The 18,045-nt window shown below is 63.1% G+C and carries 15 protein-coding genes; 6 read left to right on the plus strand and 9 right to left on the minus strand.

The genetic code is table 11. The annotated features are described in order from the left end of the window. The coding region (locus J9892_RS18355; protein WP_210538664.1) for a GGDEF domain-containing protein at window positions 1-527 on the plus strand (527 nt) is incomplete at its 5' end. Between the two features lie 108 nt (window positions 528-635). Here J9892_RS18355 and rnk read toward each other — a convergent pair. The 5 genes from rnk to J9892_RS18380 all read right to left on the minus strand — a co-directional run bounded on the left by rnk (window position 636) and on the right by J9892_RS18380 (window position 5,598). Next, window positions 636-1,031 (minus strand): nucleoside diphosphate kinase regulator, encoded by a 396-nt coding sequence (gene rnk / locus J9892_RS18360; RefSeq protein ID WP_010675253.1) that lies wholly within the window; start codon window positions 1,029-1,031, stop codon window positions 636-638. 233 nt (window positions 1,032-1,264) lie between these two features. Further along, the gene (locus J9892_RS18365; RefSeq protein WP_174722087.1) at window positions 1,265-1,999 is read right to left on the minus strand and encodes a transporter substrate-binding domain-containing protein; all 735 of its coding nucleotides are present in this window, start codon (window positions 1,997-1,999) and stop codon (window positions 1,265-1,267) included. A gap of 81 nt (window positions 2,000-2,080) precedes the next feature. Then, on the minus strand, window positions 2,081-2,764 hold the full coding sequence (locus J9892_RS18370) for a hypothetical protein (protein WP_052814631.1): 684 nt from the start codon (window positions 2,762-2,764) through the stop codon (window positions 2,081-2,083). A gap of 50 nt (window positions 2,765-2,814) precedes the next feature. Then, window positions 2,815-4,182, minus strand: a complete 1,368-nt coding sequence (locus tag J9892_RS18375) for an alkaline phosphatase (RefSeq protein WP_223920106.1) — start codon at window positions 4,180-4,182, stop codon at window positions 2,815-2,817. 24 nt (window positions 4,183-4,206) lie between these two features. Continuing rightward, window positions 4,207-5,598, minus strand: a complete 1,392-nt coding sequence (locus J9892_RS18380; RefSeq protein WP_210538665.1) for an alkaline phosphatase — start codon at window positions 5,596-5,598, stop codon at window positions 4,207-4,209. Window positions 5,599-5,939: 341 nt separating this feature from the next. Here J9892_RS18380 and ylqF point away from each other — a divergent pair, with 341 nt between their 5' ends. Both ylqF and J9892_RS18390 read left to right on the plus strand, forming a co-directional pair. After that, the gene (gene ylqF / locus J9892_RS18385) at window positions 5,940-6,890 is read left to right on the plus strand and encodes a ribosome biogenesis GTPase YlqF (protein WP_049636849.1); all 951 of its coding nucleotides are present in this window, start codon (window positions 5,940-5,942) and stop codon (window positions 6,888-6,890) included. Between the two features lie 301 nt (window positions 6,891-7,191). Further along, window positions 7,192-8,340: an MFS transporter gene (locus J9892_RS18390; protein WP_124244585.1), complete on the plus strand. Its 1,149-nt coding sequence runs from the start codon at window positions 7,192-7,194 to the stop codon at window positions 8,338-8,340. An 89-nt stretch (window positions 8,341-8,429) separates the two neighbouring features. Here the strand turns inward: J9892_RS18390 and J9892_RS18395 are convergent, their stop codons facing one another. The 3 genes from J9892_RS18395 to dinG form a co-directional block, all read right to left on the minus strand. Continuing rightward, entirely contained in the window at window positions 8,430-9,326 is an 897-nt protein-coding gene (locus tag J9892_RS18395; RefSeq protein WP_201871742.1) for a histone deacetylase, read from the minus strand. A 70-nt stretch (window positions 9,327-9,396) separates the two neighbouring features. Then, a complete protein-coding gene (locus J9892_RS18400) occupies window positions 9,397-10,056 on the minus strand; it encodes a DUF2057 domain-containing protein (protein WP_210538666.1) in 660 nt (219 codons plus the stop codon). A 213-nt stretch (window positions 10,057-10,269) separates the two neighbouring features. Continuing rightward, window positions 10,270-12,342, minus strand: coding sequence for an ATP-dependent DNA helicase DinG (dinG, locus tag J9892_RS18405; protein ID WP_210538667.1), 2,073 nt, complete (start codon window positions 12,340-12,342; stop codon window positions 10,270-10,272). Window positions 12,343-12,724: 382 nt separating this feature from the next. Between dinG and J9892_RS18410 the strand changes: the two genes are divergently transcribed. The 3 genes from J9892_RS18410 to J9892_RS18420 all read left to right on the plus strand — a co-directional run bounded on the left by J9892_RS18410 (window position 12,725) and on the right by J9892_RS18420 (window position 16,225). Beyond that, window positions 12,725-13,762: a porin gene (locus tag J9892_RS18410; protein WP_069785249.1), complete on the plus strand. Its 1,038-nt coding sequence runs from the start codon at window positions 12,725-12,727 to the stop codon at window positions 13,760-13,762. Window positions 13,763-13,957: 195 nt separating this feature from the next. Next, entirely contained in the window at window positions 13,958-14,899 is a 942-nt protein-coding gene (locus J9892_RS18415) for a hypothetical protein (protein ID WP_010675241.1), read from the plus strand. Between the two features lie 135 nt (window positions 14,900-15,034). Then, a complete protein-coding gene (locus J9892_RS18420) occupies window positions 15,035-16,225 on the plus strand; it encodes an amino acid aminotransferase (RefSeq protein ID WP_010675240.1) in 1,191 nt (396 codons plus the stop codon). A 298-nt stretch (window positions 16,226-16,523) separates the two neighbouring features. On the opposite strand, the gene J9892_RS18425 is transcribed toward J9892_RS18420, so the two are convergent. Then, on the minus strand, window positions 16,524-18,029 hold the full coding sequence (locus tag J9892_RS18425; protein ID WP_210538668.1) for a helicase HerA-like domain-containing protein: 1,506 nt from the start codon (window positions 18,027-18,029) through the stop codon (window positions 16,524-16,526). Between the last annotated feature and the right edge of the window lie 16 nt (window positions 18,030-18,045).

Below are 18,045 nucleotides of genomic sequence, written 5' to 3' on the forward strand. Positions count from 1 at the left end.
TGATGGGCAACTATCTGTCGACCTTCGGGGTGCTGCTGCTCTGTACCCAGTACCGGGCCCTGGCCCTGCGTCGACAGGCCAGCCAGGATCCCCTGACCGGCCTCCTGAACCGGCGCGGCTTTATGGATCATTGCGTGACGATGGCAAGGCAGGGGGCGCTGGTGGTGCTGGATCTCGACGACTTCAAGCAGATCAACGATCGCCACGGTCACGAGACCGGGGACAGGGTGCTGGAGGCGGTGGGTCGCTATCTTGCCGGCCAGCGGGATCTGGTGGCCAGCCGCTTCGGCGGGGAAGAGTTTGTGCTGCTATTGCCCGAGCGGGACCCCCTGGCCCAGCAGGCGCGCTGCGAGCAGATCCGCCAGGGAATAGAAACGCTGGAGCTGAAGGGGGTCCGGGTGACGGCCAGCCTGGGGTGGGTGCCCAGCGCCCGTGAATGGCACTTTGACACCCTGTTCAGCCAGGCAGATCGCGCTCTCTATCAGGCCAAGCGGGAGGGCAAGAACCGGATCTGTCAGGGGGCCTGATCCCCCGTCAGGTCATGCCCGGCCGGTGGCCGTCGGCTCCGACCGGACAAAGACATACCGAGTCAGCCACCTGGTCGCATCAGACCAGAGTGGCCGCCTGGCGGCCTGTCAGCGGTGCAGCTCCCCCGCGCGTTCCGGCTGATAGACCACTTCCAGGATCTCCACCTGGATGGTGCGACCGGCCGGCCCCGGCCAGGCGATGCTGTCACCCACCTTGAGCCCCAGCAGGGCGCTGCCCACTGGCGCCAGCACGGAGATCTTCGATTCGTCCCCCTGCACATCCTTTGGATAGACCAGCGTCAGGCAGAAGTCGTTGCCGCTGTTTTGCATCTTGAAGCGCACCGTGCTGTTCATGGTCACCACGTCCGGCGGCATGTCGGCGGGTTCGCGGATCTCGGCGCGATCCAGCTCCTCTTGCAGGGCAAGGTGCTGGGGGTGGTTGCCAAGCAGCTGTTCGATGCGATCCAGATCCAGGCTGGAGATGACGAGATGAGGCTGTTTCATAGGGTATTTCCTTATCAATGACTGAAGGGACCAGGATGACGGGCAGACTGGTCGACAAAAAACGGTGCAAGTGTAAAAAGCAGACAGCAACAGCGATGCCCCCGAGCGACTCGCGCAGCGGGGCGAGGGCGGGGGCTCAGCGGGGTGTGAGCGTACTGGAAAAAATCATGATTGCTTTCATGGAGATACCATAACCATTCTGGGGTGGTTTGGCAATTGGACTGACTTTCTCATCAGGGAGCCTGGTAATCGTACTGGTGCAGGATGCGCGCGAGACTACCATCCTCCCTCATTTCCTGAATGACCCGGCGCCAGCGCAGCGCCTCGCTGCGGGAGAAGCGGGGACTGGCGGCCAGGTAGAGGGTGCTCTGCTGCAAGGTCTCGCCCCGCACCAGGTCCGGGAGCGGCAGACCCGCCCGCTGCTGGTTGTAACGGGCGGTGTTCCAGGCCACCGCCCATGCCTGGATGCGGTCGCGCGCCAGCTTGCTGGCGTTGCTGACCTCCTCGGTGACCAGCTCCCGGGTCACCCCTGTCAGCGGCTGGAACAGGCTCTGGCTATGGGAGCCACGCATCACGCCAACGGTGAGGCCTGGCAGCGTCTTCATGGAGATCGGCGTTGGATGGTGACGGCGATGGCTGACCAGCACGAAGGCCTCCTCCAGCAGGGGGGCAATCCAGAGAAACAGTGGTTCGCGCTGGGGATTTCGGGCCGGGGGCAACAACAGGACATCCGGGCGGTGGCTGGCCTGGCTGAGGGCGCGAGCCAGCGGCATCAACTCGATCTCGAGCGGTTCCCCGAGGCGGCGGGCAGCCTCCTCCAGCACCTCGATGGCCATGCCGCTCGGCGCACCCTGTTGGGCGCGGATCACATAGGGGGGAATGTCCGCGGCCACGACGACCACGGCACGGGCCGAAAAGGCGCAGACGATCAGGGGAGAGAGCAGCAGAAGCAGAGTAACAAGGCGCATGGATGTTCGGATCCGGGATGAGTACAGAGAGTGTAACATCCCGTTACGCCATGTCAGCCAGGCGATTGCCGCCTGGGGGGATCAGTCGAAGAAATCCCGCAGATCCAGGGTCTGGTACCCTGCCAGTTGCTGCCAGGGGAGGGTCTTTGGCAGCGGCTTGAGCGTCACCTCCATCCGGTAGCTGCGATAACCGTCGAGGCTTGCCGACTCCACCACCAGGGGCAACTGCCAGCGGCTCGACCAGAGGATGCGGGTACGCTGGCGACCTTCACGGGTCTCATACCAGTTCGCCTGGTCGGGGGCGGCCTCATCCAGCGGTGTCATTCCCTCTAACAGGGCAGGGTTGATGAGGTGGCGGATCCGCGCCCACTCCGGCTTGAAGGCCACCTGGCCGTACTCCTCCTGCGGCACTTCCACCAGCTGGTTGTGCCAGGCATCGGCGTAGCGCAACTGGAGTGCGTCTCCCTCGCTGCGGGTGACCCAGCGCGCCGCCATCTGGTGAGTGAAGTGCTTGTGGCCGGGGCGGGCATCGTGGGTGGCGTGATAGGCACGGGCCAGGGGAACGGGAATGAGCCGCTGGCTCCACACCTGGTCACCGACCCGCAGCCACTTCTCCTGCCACTGGCTCTCCCGGGTGATGCCGTCGCTGCCGGTAGCCCTGTCCACGTAGCGGATGCGGGCGGCCAGATCGGGCACCTCGTCGGCCAGGAGGGGGAAGGAGAGGGCGCTGCCCAGCAGCCATAAAGAAAGCAGATATTTCATCATCGTCTCTCGCTCGACGGAAAACGGGCCCGGCGCGGTGCCGGGCCCCTTTATCACAGGCCGAGGGCCTCCCTGAGCTTGCCGAACACCCGGGTGTTGTCGAGGGTGCCCTTGAACTGGCTGCTGCCTGCGCCGCCCGCGAACAGCATCACATCGCCGCCGCCGTGAGTCTCGGAGCCGAGCTTGACTCCGGTCTCCTGCAGGTAGTCATCCGCCATCACCTCATCGCTGGTAAGGGTGGGGCGCTGGTCCTGGCGGTTGGGGCCGTTGCCGAATACCAGAGTAGTGAACGGCTTGCCGTCCGCGTCGTTCTGGGTCGAGCCATCGGCGTTCTTGACCAGATCCAGCACCTTGTTGCCCTTGGCGGAATAGCCGTTGATGGTCATGGTGTGGTCGTGGTCGGCGGTAACCACGATCAGGGTATCGCTCAAATCCACTTTGCCGAGGGCCGTCTTGACCGCCTCGTCCAGCGCCACCGCATCGGTCAGCGATCGCTTGGCGTTGGTGGCATGCAGGGCGTGGTCGATACGCCCCCCCTCCACCATCAGGAAGTAGCCCTGGCTGTTCTGGCTGAGCAGATCGATCGCCTTGGCGGTCATCTCGGAGAGGGACGGCTGGGTACTGGCCGCCCCCTTGGCGACGCGGTCCAGTTCGTAGTCGAGGTGGGACTTGGTGCTGAACAGCCCCAGCACCTTGCCCGAGTTGACGGCAGAGAGCTCATCCTTGGTGGTGACATAGCGGTAGCCCCGGGCGGTCAGCTCGGCGGTGAGATCCCGGCCGTCGGCCCGGCCGCCCTTGTTGCTGGCGCTGTAGGGCGTCCAGTGGTTGGCGCCGCCCCCCATCAGCACATCGACCCCATCCCCCAGCGCCTGGTTGAAGCCGGCTCCGCCTGGTACCGCCTGCTCGGCGATGGCGTAGGCCGCATCCCGGTGGCAGATATGGGAATAGGTCGCCGCCGGGGTGGCATGGGTGAGCTCAGTGGTCGTGACGGCCCCCACCGACTTGCCCGCCGCCTTGGCCAGCTCGAGAATGGTGGGCACCGGGCTCCCGTTGTCGCTGGTGCAGTTGTTGATGCCCTTGTTGCCGTTGGCATCCTTGGACGGTGCCACTGCCCTGGTGTCGCTGCTCATGGCGATCACCTCGTTGTTCATCTTGACGCCGGTGGTGTAGGCCGCCATGGAGGGGGCGGAGTCCGTGGTCTGGGCATCGTGGGAGAAGGTCTTGATGCGCGCGCTCTGGGGCAGTTTCATCATCTCGAGATCCCCCTCTTCCCCCACCTTGAACAGGCGGGTGGCGGTGAGCACGGTGGGGCCCATGCCGTCACCGATAAAGAGGATGACGTTCTTGGCATCGGCGGCGTGCGCCTTGGAGAGGCCGCCAAGCGTGCCGAGCAGGGCGGTGCAGACCAGCGTCTTTTTCATGGTGATGTTCATCCTGATAATCCCTTACAGCTTGGCCGCAGCCTTGATCTTGCCGAACACGGCGGTGTTGTCGAGAGAGCCGTGGAAGCGCTCCGCCCCCTGGCCGATGGCGCCGAGGAAGACATCGGTACCGCCGTGGGTTTCGTTGCCTATCTCGCCCACCTTGACCACTACCTCCTGGTGATAGTCGTCGGCGGAGGTGGTGGCGTCGTCGAGGGCCGCCACGCTGCTGCGCGGGCCGTCCACCCGGTTGTAGCCGTTGCCAAAGCCGATGATGGTGTAGGGCATGCCATCGCTATCCTTGCTCGGCTCGCCGGTCTCGTAGTTCTTCACCAGCCCGAGCACGCCCGCATTGCCTGCCGTGGTCTTGCCGGTGCGCTTGGCGTACCCGTTGAGCACAAGCGTGTGGTCATGGTCGGCGGTGACCACGATCAGGGTGTTTTTCAGCTCGGGATCGGTTTTCTTCACTTCATTGATGGCGGCCAGGATGGCGTTGTCGAAGGCGAGGGTATCCTGCAGGGCGCGCTTGGCGTTGGTGTCGTGCAGGGCGTGGTCGATACGCCCCCCTTCCACCATTAGGAAGTAGCCCTTCTCTTTGCCCTTGAGCTGCTTGATGGCAGCCAGGGTCATCTGGGCCAGTGACGGCTCGCTGGCGGGCCGGTCCAGGTCATATTTCATGTGGCTTGAGCCAAACAGGCCCAGCAGCGGCTTGCTCGCATCGGCCTGGTTCAGCTCGTCCAGGGTGGCGGCAAACTGATAGCCCTTCGCCTTCATCTCGTCGATGAGGTTGCGGCCATCGGTCCGCTTGCCCTTGTCGGCACTGGGCAGGAAGAAGCTGCTGCCGCCCCCGAGCACCACATCCAGCCCCTCCTTCAGGGCGCTGTTGTAACCGCTGCCCCCCGGCACCATCTGGACGGCGATATCAGCCTCCAGGTCCCGGTTGCAGATATGGGCATAGGTGGCGGCCGGGGTGGCGTGGGTGACCCGGGTGGTGGTGACCACGCCGGTGCCACGGCCATCGGCCTTGGCCAGCTCCAGCAGGGTGGTCACCGCTTTGCCGCCGCTCTGGCTGCAATCGCTCTCCTGGGTGGCGTCGCTGTCCATGCTGATGACGCCGTTGTTGCTCTTGACCCCGGTCATGTAGGCCGCCATGGAGGGGGCCGAGTCGGTCACCTGAGCATCGTGGGAGAAGGTCTTGATGAAGGCCGTTTCCGGCAGGGTGTCGATGGTGAGGCTGCCCTCTTCACCAACGCCATAGATCCGGGAGGCGGTCAGGGTGTTGAGACCCATGCCGTCGCCGAGGAAGAAGATCACGTTCTTGGCGCTGGGTTCCGGGGTGTTGCTGTCGTTGTTGGAGTTGCAGCCGGCGGTCAGGGCGGCGCCTATCATCACTGCAAGTCCTGCCATCTTTCTCATTGGGGTTCGCTCCTTGTGAAACCTGAGCGCAGCCTAGAGGGGACAGATGACACTTTTAGTGAAGAGAGATGACAATGCGGTGAAAGTGCCTTGTAAATGTTATCTTATATCAATGGGTTATGTTGATTGTGTTCTGCCACTCACCTCCCGGTGGCGTGGCGGGCATCCGGCCACCCGGGTGACAACACCCGGCCAGAATAGCCTGTCAAATCGGGGCCGCAGCAGGTAAAATGCGCCCCCTTGCGATGAGTGCCAGCGGTCTGGCGCATCACCACGCACCCGCAACCCCGAGCGCCCGCAGCCCCGAGAGGGGACCGCATGCCAATGAGAGAGTAACGGATATGTCCATCAACTGGTTCCCCGGCCACATGCACAAGGCCCGCAAAGAGATTGCAGAGGTCATGCCCCAGGTCGATGTCATCATCGAGATGCTCGACGCCCGCATCCCCTTCTCCAGCGAGAACCCCCTGGTGCCGGAGCTGCGCGGGGAGACGCCGGTGATCAAGGTGCTCAACAAGGCAGACCTTGCCGACCCCGAGATCACCGCGCTGTGGGTGGCCCACATGGAGCAGGAGAAGGGGATCAAGGCTCTGCCCCTGACCCAGCAGGAGCCGGAGAAGATCAAGCAACTGCTGACCCTGTGCCACGAGATGCTGCCGGAGCGCAACTTCGAGCTGCGCGGGGTGCGCGCCATGATCATGGGCATCCCCAACGTGGGCAAGTCCACCCTGATCAACACCCTGGCGGGGCGCATCATCGCCAAGACCGGCAACGAGGCGGGGGTGACCAAGTCCCAGCAGCGGATCAAGCTCGACAACCACGTCATCCTGACGGACACCCCTGGCTTCCTGTGGCCCAAGCTCAACCCGCCCTCCTGCGGTTATCGACTGGCGATCACGGCGGCCATCAAGGATACCGTCTTCGATTACGCCGACATCGCCATGTTTGCCGCCGACTACTTCATCAAGGCCTATCCGGAGCGCATCAAGGCACGCTACCAGCTGAGCGAGCTGCCGGAGACCGAGATCGAGCTGCTGGATCTCATTGCCCGTCAGCGCGGCTTCATGCGCAAGGGGGGGCTTGCGGATCTGCACAAGGCCTCGGAAATCCTGGTCAATGAATTCCGGTCCGGCATGCTGGGGCGTATCTCCCTGGAGACGCCAGAGATGGTGAGCGTCGAGATAGTGGAAGCCCAGGCCGAGGCTGAGCAGAAAGCCAGGGAGAAGGCGGAGCGGGAAGAGGAGCGCCAGGCCCGGGCTCGTCGCAAGTACGCCAAGAAGCGCCAGCGCTGACCGGCGTTGTGCACGATAGGTTGTGCTTGATAGAAAGAAGAGGCGGCCCTGGGCCGCCTCTTCTGGTCATGGTGCTCTGGCGTGAGGGAGGCACAGAGTCGATATTCAACCGCCCGGTTCCCCTTATCATGACCAAGGTGCCGGCCAATCAAGGGGATGAGGCTCCCGTCAGGGGAGGGCCGTGCCGCGTTGCCATCACGGTGGGCAGAAAAACCTTGCGACCCGGCCTCAGTGCCGATTGACAAAGGCACAGGCGGTGGCATGATGCGCTCGCATTTTGCCTCTCCCCACGGTTCTATCCATGACCACATACTCCCGCCCGGTGCTGCTCCTGCTCTGTGGCCTGCTGTTGCTGACCCTGGCCATCGCGGTATTGAATACCCTGGTGCCGCTCTGGCTCGCCCATGAGCATCTGCCCACCTGGCAGGTCGGCATGGTCGGCTCCTCCTATTTCACCGGCAACCTGCTGGGAACCCTGCTGGCGGGCAGACTCATCGCCCGCTGCGGCTTCAATCGCAGTTACTACCTGGCCAGTGCGCTCTTTGCCGCAGGCTGCGTCGGGCTCGGCATTACCGTGGCGTTCTGGAGCTGGCTCGCCTGGCGATTCATCGCCGGGGTCGGCTGCGCCATGATCTGGGTGGTGGTGGAGAGCGCGCTGATGTGCAGCGGCAACGCCCGCAATCGGGGTCGCCTGCTGGCCGCCTACATGATGGTCTATTACGTGGGCACTGTGCTTGGGCAACTGCTGGTGAGCAAGGTGCCGACGTCGCTGATGGCGGTGCTGCCCTGGGTGACCGCCCTGGTGTTGGCGGCCATGCTGCCGCTCTTGTTCACCCGCATCGCCAGTCCGTCAGGCAACCACCAGGCCAGGACTCCGGTCTGGCCGATGCTGCGCCTGCGTCAGGCGCGTCTGGGGGTGAACGGCTGCATCCTCTCCGGCATCGTGCTGGGGGTGCTTTATGGTCTGATGCCGCTCTATCTGAACCACCAGGGGGTGAGCGACGGGGCCATCGGCTACTGGATGGCGGTGATGGTGAGCGCCGGCATCCTGGGGCAATGGCCGGTGGGGCGTCTGGCTGATCGTTTCGGGCGCCTGCCGGTGTTGCGGGTACAGGTGCTGGTGGTGATCCTGGGGGCCATGGCGATGCTCGGCAACGCGGCCATGGGACCGACGCTGTTCATTCTGGGGGCCGCGGGCTTCACGCTCTATCCGGTGGCCATGGCCTGGGCCTGCGAGAAGGTGGAGCAGCATCAACTGGTGGCCATGAACCAGGCGCTGCTGTTGAGCTACACCATCGGCAGCCTGCTCGGGCCGACCCTGACGGCGCTCCTGATGCAGCACTACTCGGATCATCTGCTGTTCATGGTGATTGCCGGGGTCTCCCTGGTCTATCTGCTGATGCTGCTGCGCAAGATGGGCGAGCACCCGACGCCGATGGCCCATGCCTGAGGGCAGACGGCGTCATCATCCCTGTGCACGGATATAGAAGAGGCGACCCAAGGGTCGCCTCTTTTTCGTCATGGGCCGGGTGGTGCCGCTCAACCAAACCGGTGCCTTGCTACTTCAAAGAGCGAGAGGTGCAGCGGGATCAACTGCTGCCAGTCTCGCCGGTAACCCCCTCCCGGTACGGCGGTGATGGGCAGCCCGTGGCGAAGCGCAGAGTCAAAGACCATGGCATCGCGCTGGCGCACGCCGGAGTCGCTCAGGGATAGGTAGCCCAGCTCGTCGTCCCGGTGCACATCCACCCCGGCCTGATAGAGGATGAAGTCAGGGGCGTAGAGGCGATGAGCCAGGGCGAGGGCCTGGTCCAGGGTCTCGAGATAGGCGTCGTCCTCCATGCCGCTTGGCAGGGGAAAGTCCAGATGGGAGGCCGGCTTGTGGCGGGGGAAGTTGTGTTCCCCGTGCAGGGAGAGGGTGATGATGTCGCGGCTGTCCGTGCACAGGGCGGCGCTGCCATCTCCCTGATGGACATCGAGATCCACGATCAGCACCCGCTCGCAGAGTCCCTCGTCCAGGCAGGTTCGCGCCGCGATCACCAGATCGTTGAAGAGGCAGAAGCCGCTGCCAAAGTCCCGGTGGGCGTGATGATAGCCGCCGGAAACCTGCAGGCCGCAGCCCTGCTCGAGGGCGTGGCGGCTGGCGGCCAGGGTGGCGCCGACCGAGTGCAGGGTACGTTCAATCAGCAGGGGAGACCAGGGAAAGCCGAGCCGGCGAATGGCCCCTTCATCGAGGGTGCCGGCGAGGGCGGCCTGTACATAGGCCGCATCGTGCACCTTCTCTATCTGCTCACGGCTGGCAGGGGCGGCCTGTGCCAGCGGATAGTCGAGGGCGACGAGGCGTTCAAACAGCGCCTGGTACTTGGCCAGGGGGAAGCGGTGACGCTCGGGCAGCGTCAGGGCGGAGTGGTGGGGGTGATAGAAGATGCGCAGTGACATGAAGCATCGGCCATGAACGGGTATGAAAAAGGGGAGCCAGGCTCCCCTCGATGCAGGCGTGCGATGCGCCTTACTGCTGCTGGATCACCCAGATCTGGAAGGCTTTGCGGGTCTCCGCATCGGCCTTGTTGTACCAGCTCTGCAGCTGGGTCAGGGCTTCCGGGTTGCTCATGGCCTTGCTCGGGGCCACTTCCACCGGTGCGCTGGCGGCAGCCATCACGGCGGCGGTGGAGACGGAAACGGTCATGGGCTGGTTGAAGGCCTTGCCCATCTTCAGCAGCTCCTGCTGATAGTCACGGGTCAGCTGGAAGCCACCCACGGTCGGCATGACGAACTGCTCGGATTTCAGAACCTGGCCGGTGGATTTGTCTTTCAGAACGACGTTCTGTTCCTTGACGAAACGCTTGGCTTCTTCTTCCTTGCGGGGCTTCTTGAAGTCGAGGAAGAGTTGCTGGTTGTCGGCGGCGGTGAAGTTGATCACCAGGGGCTCGGCGGTGACCAGCTTGGTTTCACTGCGGCTGGAGTAGTTGCCCTCGAAGGCGACCACGACCTGGTGCCTGCCGGGCTCCAGGGAGAAGACGGTGGCTTTGTCGAGCAGCTGGGGGTTGACGGGTTCGCCATCGAGCAGCTGGATGACATAGGGATTCGTAATTTCCAGTTGGCTAGCGGCCAGGGCGCTACCTGCCCACAACAGACCAGCCAGGGCCGGTACCAGAACAGTCAGTTTCATTTCATCTCCTTGAACAGTCAGGCAATTGCCCACTGAAAAATAGGGGGTCATTTTTACAGGTTTGCCCCACAGCGGCAATAGCCGTTTATGGCGCCTTCCGGTGTGCGGGGTGTGGATCCCGCTGCCCCGAGTCCTGCGGGCAGCGTGCTCTTCTATCTTCCTGCCCCCTCCTGACATGAGAGACAGGGGATCGCATGGCGGGCGTCAGCCGTGTCACTCGATGCGTCGGGTGAAGGGGGGGAGGGCGTCCAGCAGCCCCTTGCCGTAGCGCTTGGTCAGCAGGCGCCGGTCCAGGATGGTGACCCGCCCCCGATCCGCCTCTTTTCGGATGAGGCGGCCACAGGCCTGGATGAGCTTGCGCGACGCCTCCGGCACCGTCAGTTGCAGGAAGGGGTTGCCGCCGCGCTGCTCTATCCACTCGGCGGTCGCCTCTTCCACGGGGGAGTTGGGCACCGCGAAGGGGAGCTTGGTGATCACCAGGTTGGTGAGGTAGTGGCCAGGCAGATCCAGCCCTTCCGAGAAGCTGCCGGTGCCAAAGAGGATGCTGGCCTGGCCGCCGTCGCACTTCTGTTTGTGCAAGAGGAGCAGGGCGCTGCGGGACGCTTCCCCCTGTACCAGGAGCGACATCCCCTTGGCTCGCAGCCCCACCGCCACCTCGTTCATCTGGCGATAGGAGGAGAAGAGCACCAGGCTGGCCTCCTTGCCTGCCAGCAGGCGGGGCAGGGTATCGATCAACTCCTGGGTGAAGGCGGGGGCACTGGGCTCATGGGCCATCTTGGGCAGATAGAGTTCGGCCTTGTGGTAGTCGAAGGGGGAGCGCAGCCGCAGATAGCGGGTACCGTCATGCTCCTTGAGCCCTACCTGGTGGCGAAAATAACTGAAGGAGGAGAGGGCGGTGAGGGTCGCCGACACCAGCACGGCCCCGAGACAGCGGGACCAGAGCCACTCCTCCAGCAGATACCCCACCTCGATGGGGGAGGCGTGCAGCCAGATGTCTCCGTCTTCGCTTCTGGCCATCCAGCGGGCGAGGGGGGTCTTGCCGGTGGGAACATGGCGGCTCAGCATCTCCCAGAGGGCGCAGAAGCTCTCGAGCCGCTGCAGGTGAAAACCACTCTCCGCCAGCAGAGGCTCGGCCTCCTTGCGACGAATCTCGCCATCCTTTAGCGCCTCGCCGATGGCCCCCTGCATTCTGTCCAGCGCCCTCAGTGCCTTCTTGCTCGCCTCCTTGAGGTTTTCCGCCAGCATGGGCAGGGGATCCGGCAGCACCCCATCGGCGAATCTGTGATGGGGCTCGCCGCCAAAGAGGTGATCATTGCTGGTGAGCCACTGCTCGAGGGCCTTGAGATCCGGCTGGAGAGAGGCCAGGGCATCCTGCAGTTTGAGCTGGGGATCGAGCAGGCTCTCCTTGCCCAGCGTCCTTGCCAGCTTGCCCGCGCTTTGCACCAGCTTTTCCAGCCAGCGGCGGGATCCCTTGATGCTGGCGCTGGCGGCGCCGTGATCCCGGGCGATGGTGGGCAGGTGATGGGCTTCGTCCAGCACATAGATGCACTCGTCCGGCGACGGCAATATGATGCCGCCACCCATGGTGAGGTCGGAGAGCAGCAGGGCGTGGTTGACCACCAGCACGTCTGCCGCGTCCATGTCGTTGCGGGCGCGGTGGAAGGGGCAGTGCTGATGGTGGCTCAGGGCCTTGTTGCAGGTGTGGCGGTCGGCGGCGATGCGATCCCAGCAAGGGTCTGGAATGGGTTTGGGCCAGTTGTCCCGATCCCCGTCCCACTTGCCTTCGGTGTAGGCCTGCCACAGCCCCTGGTAGCACGCCTTGTCAGCATCCGATGGCTTGTGTTTGCTCAATGCGCCGAAGTCGAGTTCGAAATTGGCCATCTCGCTGCCGTTTGCCGCCTGCTCCAGCAGGTGCTCGCAGCAGTAGCGCTGGCGCCCCTTGACCAGCATGAAACGAAACGGCAGCTCGCTGTGACGGTGATAAAAGGGAAGATCCTTGTGGATGAGCTGCTCCTGCAGGGCCACGGTGGCGGTGGAGATCACCAGCTTCTTCTGGGTCAGCCGTGCCACTGGTATGGCCCCCTGGGCATAGGAGAGGGACTTGCCGATGCCGGTGCCAGCCTCGGCCACCAGGATGCGGCGACTCCTGTCATATTCTCCCGTCAGGGTCTTGGCGATTTCGGCAACCAGGAAATTCTGCTCCTTGCGCGGCACAAAACCGGGTAAACCATCGGCTATCTGGCGATAGGTACTGCGGATGGTGGCTTTGAGGCGAGTCGATAGCATAAAGAAGGTGTGGCCGTGTCGGTGTGGATGGCAACAGGATACCCGCAACAGGCGGCCCGGGTCGAGGCAGGGGAGAAGCAGTCGGGTCAGCCCCGGCTTTGCAAATATGTTATGAGGGAACAGGGGGTTGCAATAAACCACCAAAAAAGAGGGATTCAGGCAGAGAGTATCGCTGTAAACGTTTTCCCTGATGGGGCAAACATTGTGAGATTCAGCTCACAAATTTTTCCCTGTGACTATGGTTTTCATAAAAAGTTCCAAGTTTTTTCATTGCGGATTCGAAAACCCGGTGATAGTCTCGGCGCCATAGTGATGCAAAGAACATCGCTAACACAGGGAATAACAAGGACTTAGTGTTTAATTACAGTAGGCATTGGAAACTATGAAAAAGACAATTCTGGCTATTGCTATCCCGGCTCTGTTCGCATCCGCAGCCAACGCTGCTGTCGTTTACGACAAAGACGGCACCTCCTTTGACATTTACGGCCGTGTTCAAGCCAACTACTACGGTGAACACGACGATACCGACGCTGAACTGGTTGGTTCCTCCCGTCTGGGCTGGTCCGGCAAAGTCGGCCTGAACAACACCTGGTCCGGTATCGCCAAGACCGAGTGGCAAGTATCCGCCGAAAACTCTGACAACAAGTTCAACTCCCGTCACATCTATGTCGGCCTGGACGGTACCCAGTACGGCAAGATCATCTTCGGCCAGACCGACACCGCGTTCTACGACGTGCTGGAGCCGACCGATATCTTCAACGAATGGGGTGACGTAGGTAACTTCTACGACGGTCGTCAAGAAGGCCAGATCATCTACTCCAACACCTTCGGTGGCTTCAAGGGCAAAGTGTCCTACCAGACCAACGATGACGTAGCCGTCAAGGTTACTGACATCGGTCAAGGCATCAAGGAAACCGACGTCTACGGTCCGAAAGTCAAACGCAACTACGGCTACGCCGCTGCTGCTGGCTATGACTTCGACTTCGGTCTGGGCCTGAACGCCGGTTACGCTTACTCCGACCTGGAAAGCACCGTCAGCACCGCTTCTGGCGACAAGAAAGAGTGGGCCCTGGGCGCACACTACGCCATCAACGGTTTCTACTTCGCCGGTATGTACACCCAGGGTGACCTGAGCTACGACAACACCACCCAAGGCAACAACAAGGACAAGGGCCGTGGCTACGAGCTGGCTGCTTCCTACAACGTTGACGCCTGGACCTTCCTGGCCGGTTACAACTTCGCCGAAGGCAAGGTACTGTCCAACTCCGCCGGTTCTTCTTACGAAGACATCGTCGACGAAACCCTGCTGGGCGTGCAGTACAACTTCACTTCCAAGTTCAAGGCGTACACCGAGTACAAAATCCAGGGTATCAACGACAAGGACGACGAGTTCACTGTTGCCCTGCAATACAACTTCTAATCTAGCCTCTGCGCTGATTTAGTTGATGAACGGCCAAGCTTGCTTGGCCGTTCTGTTTTTTGGCCCCTTCACCACTTTTCGTCCTCTGGCCCTGCGCCATATCACGTTGTCTTCTTTGCACCCTTGGTTCTCCTCTGGTAAATCGCTAGATTATTCAATTTGTTGAAGCAGATTGGCCGACAGGGAAGGATGCCTTTGATCGATTTCACCCACCCCGAGTGGCGCGCGCTGGCACAGCAGTTGCTGAGAGGCGGCCCCCAGGCTGTTCGCGGTCGTCAATGGCAGCCGCTCATCGGCATGCTTCGGGACAACCAGTTGCTGCTGGCCCTTGGCAATCATCACTATGAGCTCACCCCTGCCGGGCACCGCTATTTGACCCGGGAGCTGATGCTGGCGAAGATGGCCAGTGCCCCGCCGGAACCCGAGGAGTGGCTGCAATCCCACGGCTGGCAACTGGGGGAGAGGGTCAACGAGCGGGTGCTGGCGGCCCTGTATCGCAAGGGGGAGGGCCATTTCAGCCCCATCGAGCAGATCGATTTCGAAGACAAGGGGATCCGGCTTTGCAGTGATCTGCCCCTTCGTCTGCGGGCCGCACGGCCGTTCAGCCTGTTTCTCAGCGGCGGCACCCTGCTGGATGTCGCCCCCTGGCTCCAGACCCTGGGGGAGGTGGCGCTGCCAGCCCGCACCCTGGCGCAGATTGGCAAGATCCTCTGGGGAGAGGGGGAGATACAGCGGGTGATCACGACCGATGCCGTCGGCGCCTTCGCCGAGTTGCCACTGCCCGCCGACGCCCTGCTGGTCTGGTATCCCGCCGAGGATCCCGGCACGCTGGAGCCCCTGATCGCCGCCTTGCCACCCCAGACCCTCTGGAGCCACCTCACAGCCCTGGATCCGGCCGGGGTCGACAGAGTACTGGCATTGGCCCAGCGGTTGGGGAGACCGGCGAGCTGGTGGCTGCCCCGGGATCTGGTGCCCATCAAGGCGGCCTACGGGGCTCCCCTGGGGGATGGTCGGCCCTGGGAGCCGAGCCGTATCCCCCGTGCGCTGCTGGCACAGTGCAATGATCTGGTGGAGTCGAATCGGGGTCTGTCGGTCGAGGTGTGTGCCCTGGCACCGGATTGGCACGGGATTGGTTGAGGCGGCGCAGAGAAAGCGGTTTTCCCCTATGGAAGGCAGTGGTATAAAGAGCTGACGAAGCGCTCCCTGGACGGGCGCTTTTGTTTGCCAACCTACTTTGCCAGCCAACGAACTCAACGGACTACAGGGAATACCATGTTTGAAAAGGTTGTTGCCGCCCCAGCGGATCCGATCCTGGGCCTGACCGAAGCCTTCCGTGCCGACACTCGCAGCCACAAGATCAATCTGGGGGTCGGTATCTACAAGGATGAGACCGGTGCCACTCCTATCCTTCACTGTGTCAAGCAAGCCGAGCAGAAGCTCTTGACCGACGAGAAGACCAAGAACTACCTCGGTATCGAAGGCAATATCGAATACGGCCGCATCGTGCAGCAACTGCTGTTCGGCCGTGATGCCGCCCTGGTGACCAGCGGCCGCGCCAAGACGGCGCAGGCGCCGGGCGGTACCGGTGCCCTGCGCATCGCCGCCGAGTTCGTGGTACGCAACAATCTCGCCAAGACCATCTGGATCTCCGATCCCACCTGGGCGAACCACGTCAGCGTGTTCCAGGCGGCCGGTTTGACCGTCAAGTGGTACAAGTACTACGACGCCGCCACCAAGGGGCTCGACTTCGCCGCCATGCAGGCCTCCCTGTCTGACGCGCAGGCGGGGGATCTGGTGCTGCTGCACGGCTGCTGCCACAACCCGACCGGTATCGACCCCACCACCGAGCAGTGGCGTGCCCTGGCCAGGCAGAGTGCTGCCGCCGGCTGGCTGCCGCTCTTTGACTTCGCCTATCAGGGCTTTGCCCGGGGTATCGAAGAGGATGCCGAAGGCCTTCGCATCTTCGCCGAGTGCCACGACGAGCTGCTGGTGGCGAGCTCCTTCTCCAAGAACTTCGGCCTCTACAACGAGCGGGTCGGCGCCTTCACCCTGGTCTGCGCGACCAAGGCGGTGGCCGACGTCGCCTTCACCCAGGTGAAGACCGTCATTCGTGCCAACTACTCCAACCCGCCGTCACACGGCGCCGCCGTTGTCACCACCGTGGTGAGCGACCCGGCCCTCTATGCGGAGTGGGTGGAAGAAGTGGCCGCCATGCGGGTGCGCATTCGCGAGATGCGCGAGTTGCTGGTGGAGAAGCTGGCCGAGCGGGGGGTGAACCAGGATTTCAGTTTCATCCGCGAACAGAACGGCATGTTCTCCTTCTCCGGTCTCTCCAAGGATCAGGTGGAGCGCCTCAAGAGCGAATTCGCCATCTACATCGTCGGCTCCGGCCGGATCAGCGTGGCAGGCATCACCCGCGCCAACATTGATCCCCTCTGCGACGCCATCGCCAAGGTGTTGTAAGAGAGAAGCATCTGCGCCCAGCGCCTTGCTTCAGCCATAAAAAGCCCGCCGTATCGGCGCAATGCTGTTCACTTAAGAGAATTTGAGTTCCAGTCCACGTAGTATCAGGACAAAAAATCGAGGGAGGCATGATGCCTCCCTCTTTCTATTGCAAGCCCCGCTGGATAAAGGCTGGAGGAAGATCGACTGGACACAGCCTTGCCCCCTCAACTCAAATCCAATTTATGAATAATCAGTCAAAAAAGTGCTTATCTGAACAGCATTGCGCCGTATCGGCGGGCTTTTTCATTTTCCGGCATCAGCGGCGCCGCTTGCTGCTTCCCAGCAGGGAGCCGAGCACCCCGCGCATCAGCTGGCGTCCCACCTCGTTGCCGAGGGTGCGGGCCACGCTCTTGGCGGCGGTCTGCACCACCCCGTCATGCTGGCCACCACGGGGGCCGGTGCGACCGAACAGGATGCCATTCAAGGCATCCAGCAGACCGCCGCCCTGGTCGGTCTGTGGGGAAGCAGTCTCGTCGCCGGCGGCGGGCGATGCTTCCTGAAGCCGCTCGAACGCGGACTCCCTGTCCTCCTGGGTGTCGTATCTGCCGTAGAGCAATGAGCCCTGAATAAGCGCCTGGCGCTCGGCCGCGCTCAGAGGGCCGATGCGGCTGGCCGGGGGCGCGATGAAGGCGCGCTCCACCACGCTGGGCCTCCCCTTCTCGTCGAGCAGGGAGATGAGCGCCTCCCCGACCCCCAGTTCAGTGATGGCTCCGGCGGCGTCGAAGGCCGGGTTGGCCCGCAGGGTGTTGGCGGCGATGCGCACCGCCTTCTGATCGCTCGGGGTGAAGGCGCGCAGGGCGTGCTGCACCCGGTTGCCAAGCTGCCCCAGCACGCTGTCGGGGATGTCGGCCGGGCTCTGGGTCACGAAATAGACGCCCACCCCCTTGGAGCGGATGAGGCGCGCCACCAGCTCAATTTTCTCCAGCAGTGCCCTGGGTGCATCCTTGAACAGCAGGTGGGCCTCGTCGAAGAAGAACACCAGCACGGGCTTTTCCGGATCCCCAATCTCGGGCAACTGTTCGAACAGCTCGGAGAGCAGCCAGAGCAGGAAGCAGGCATAGAGGCGGCTGGACTGGGTGAGCTTGCCGGCGGCCAGCACATTGATATGGCCGTGGCCCGCCTCGTCAGTCTGCATCAGATCCTGGATGTCCAGCATGGGCTCGCCGAAGAAGTGATCGCCGCCCGCGCTCTCCAGGGTGAGGAGGTTGCGCAGGATGGCGCCGATGGAGGCGGTCGACACATTGCCGTAGCGGGTGGTGAGGGTCTTGGCGTGCTCCCCCGCAAACTGCACCATGGCCCGCAGGTCTTTCAGATCGAGCAGCAGCAACCCCTCGTCGTCCGCCACCTTGAACACCAGCTCCAGCACCCCGCTTTGGGTGTCGTTGAGGCCGAGCAGGCGTGCAAGCAGCAGAGGCCCCATGTCGGAGACGGTGGCCCGCACCGGGTGGCCCTCTTCGGCGAAGAGATCCCAGAACAGGGTGGGGCTGGCGGCAAAGTCGGGTGCCTGAAGGCCGAGCTGGGCCAGACGGGCATCCAGCTTGGCAGAGGGGGTGCCGGCGGCGCCCAGGCCGCTCAGATCCCCCTTCACGTCGGCCAGAAAGACCGGCACGCCGAGGCGGGAAAACCCCTCCGCCAGCACCTGCAGGGTGACTGTCTTGCCGGTGCCGGTGGCCCCGGTGATGAGGCCGTGGCGATTGGCCATGGCGGGGAGCAGGGAGAGGGGGTGGCCATTGGCATGGGCCAGCGTGAGCGGTTCGGCCATGGTGGGCTCCTTGTTT

The organism is Aeromonas sp. Prich7-2, from assembly GCF_017939255.1.
Lineage (GTDB): Bacteria > Pseudomonadota > Gammaproteobacteria > Enterobacterales > Aeromonadaceae > Aeromonas > Aeromonas caviae.

Bases quoted from the DNA above. Each gene is read 5' to 3' on its own strand.
- rnk (WP_010675253.1), bottom strand. From the start codon at position 1,031: ATGAAACAGCCTCATCTCGTCATCTCCAGCCTGGATCTGGATCGCATC.
- J9892_RS18365 (WP_174722087.1), bottom strand. From the start codon at position 1,999: ATGCGCCTTGTTACTCTGCTTCTGCTGCTCTCTCCCCTGATCGTCTGC.
- J9892_RS18370 (WP_052814631.1), bottom strand. From the start codon at position 2,764: ATGATGAAATATCTGCTTTCTTTATGGCTGCTGGGCAGCGCCCTCTCC.
- J9892_RS18375 (WP_223920106.1), bottom strand. From the start codon at position 4,182: ATGAAAAAGACGCTGGTCTGCACCGCCCTGCTCGGCACGCTTGGCGGC.
- J9892_RS18380 (WP_210538665.1), bottom strand. From the start codon at position 5,598: ATGAGAAAGATGGCAGGACTTGCAGTGATGATAGGCGCCGCCCTGACC.
- ylqF (WP_049636849.1), top strand. From the start codon at position 5,940: ATGTCCATCAACTGGTTCCCCGGCCACATGCACAAGGCCCGCAAAGAG.
- J9892_RS18390 (WP_124244585.1), top strand. From the start codon at position 7,192: ATGACCACATACTCCCGCCCGGTGCTGCTCCTGCTCTGTGGCCTGCTG.
- J9892_RS18395 (WP_201871742.1), bottom strand. From the start codon at position 9,326: ATGTCACTGCGCATCTTCTATCACCCCCACCACTCCGCCCTGACGCTG.
- J9892_RS18400 (WP_210538666.1), bottom strand. From the start codon at position 10,056: ATGAAACTGACTGTTCTGGTACCGGCCCTGGCTGGTCTGTTGTGGGCA.
- dinG (WP_210538667.1), bottom strand. From the start codon at position 12,342: ATGCTATCGACTCGCCTCAAAGCCACCATCCGCAGTACCTATCGCCAG.
- J9892_RS18410 (WP_069785249.1), top strand. From the start codon at position 12,725: ATGAAAAAGACAATTCTGGCTATTGCTATCCCGGCTCTGTTCGCATCC.
- J9892_RS18420 (WP_010675240.1), top strand. From the start codon at position 15,035: ATGTTTGAAAAGGTTGTTGCCGCCCCAGCGGATCCGATCCTGGGCCTG.
- J9892_RS18425 (WP_210538668.1), bottom strand. From the start codon at position 18,029: ATGGCCGAACCGCTCACGCTGGCCCATGCCAATGGCCACCCCCTCTCC.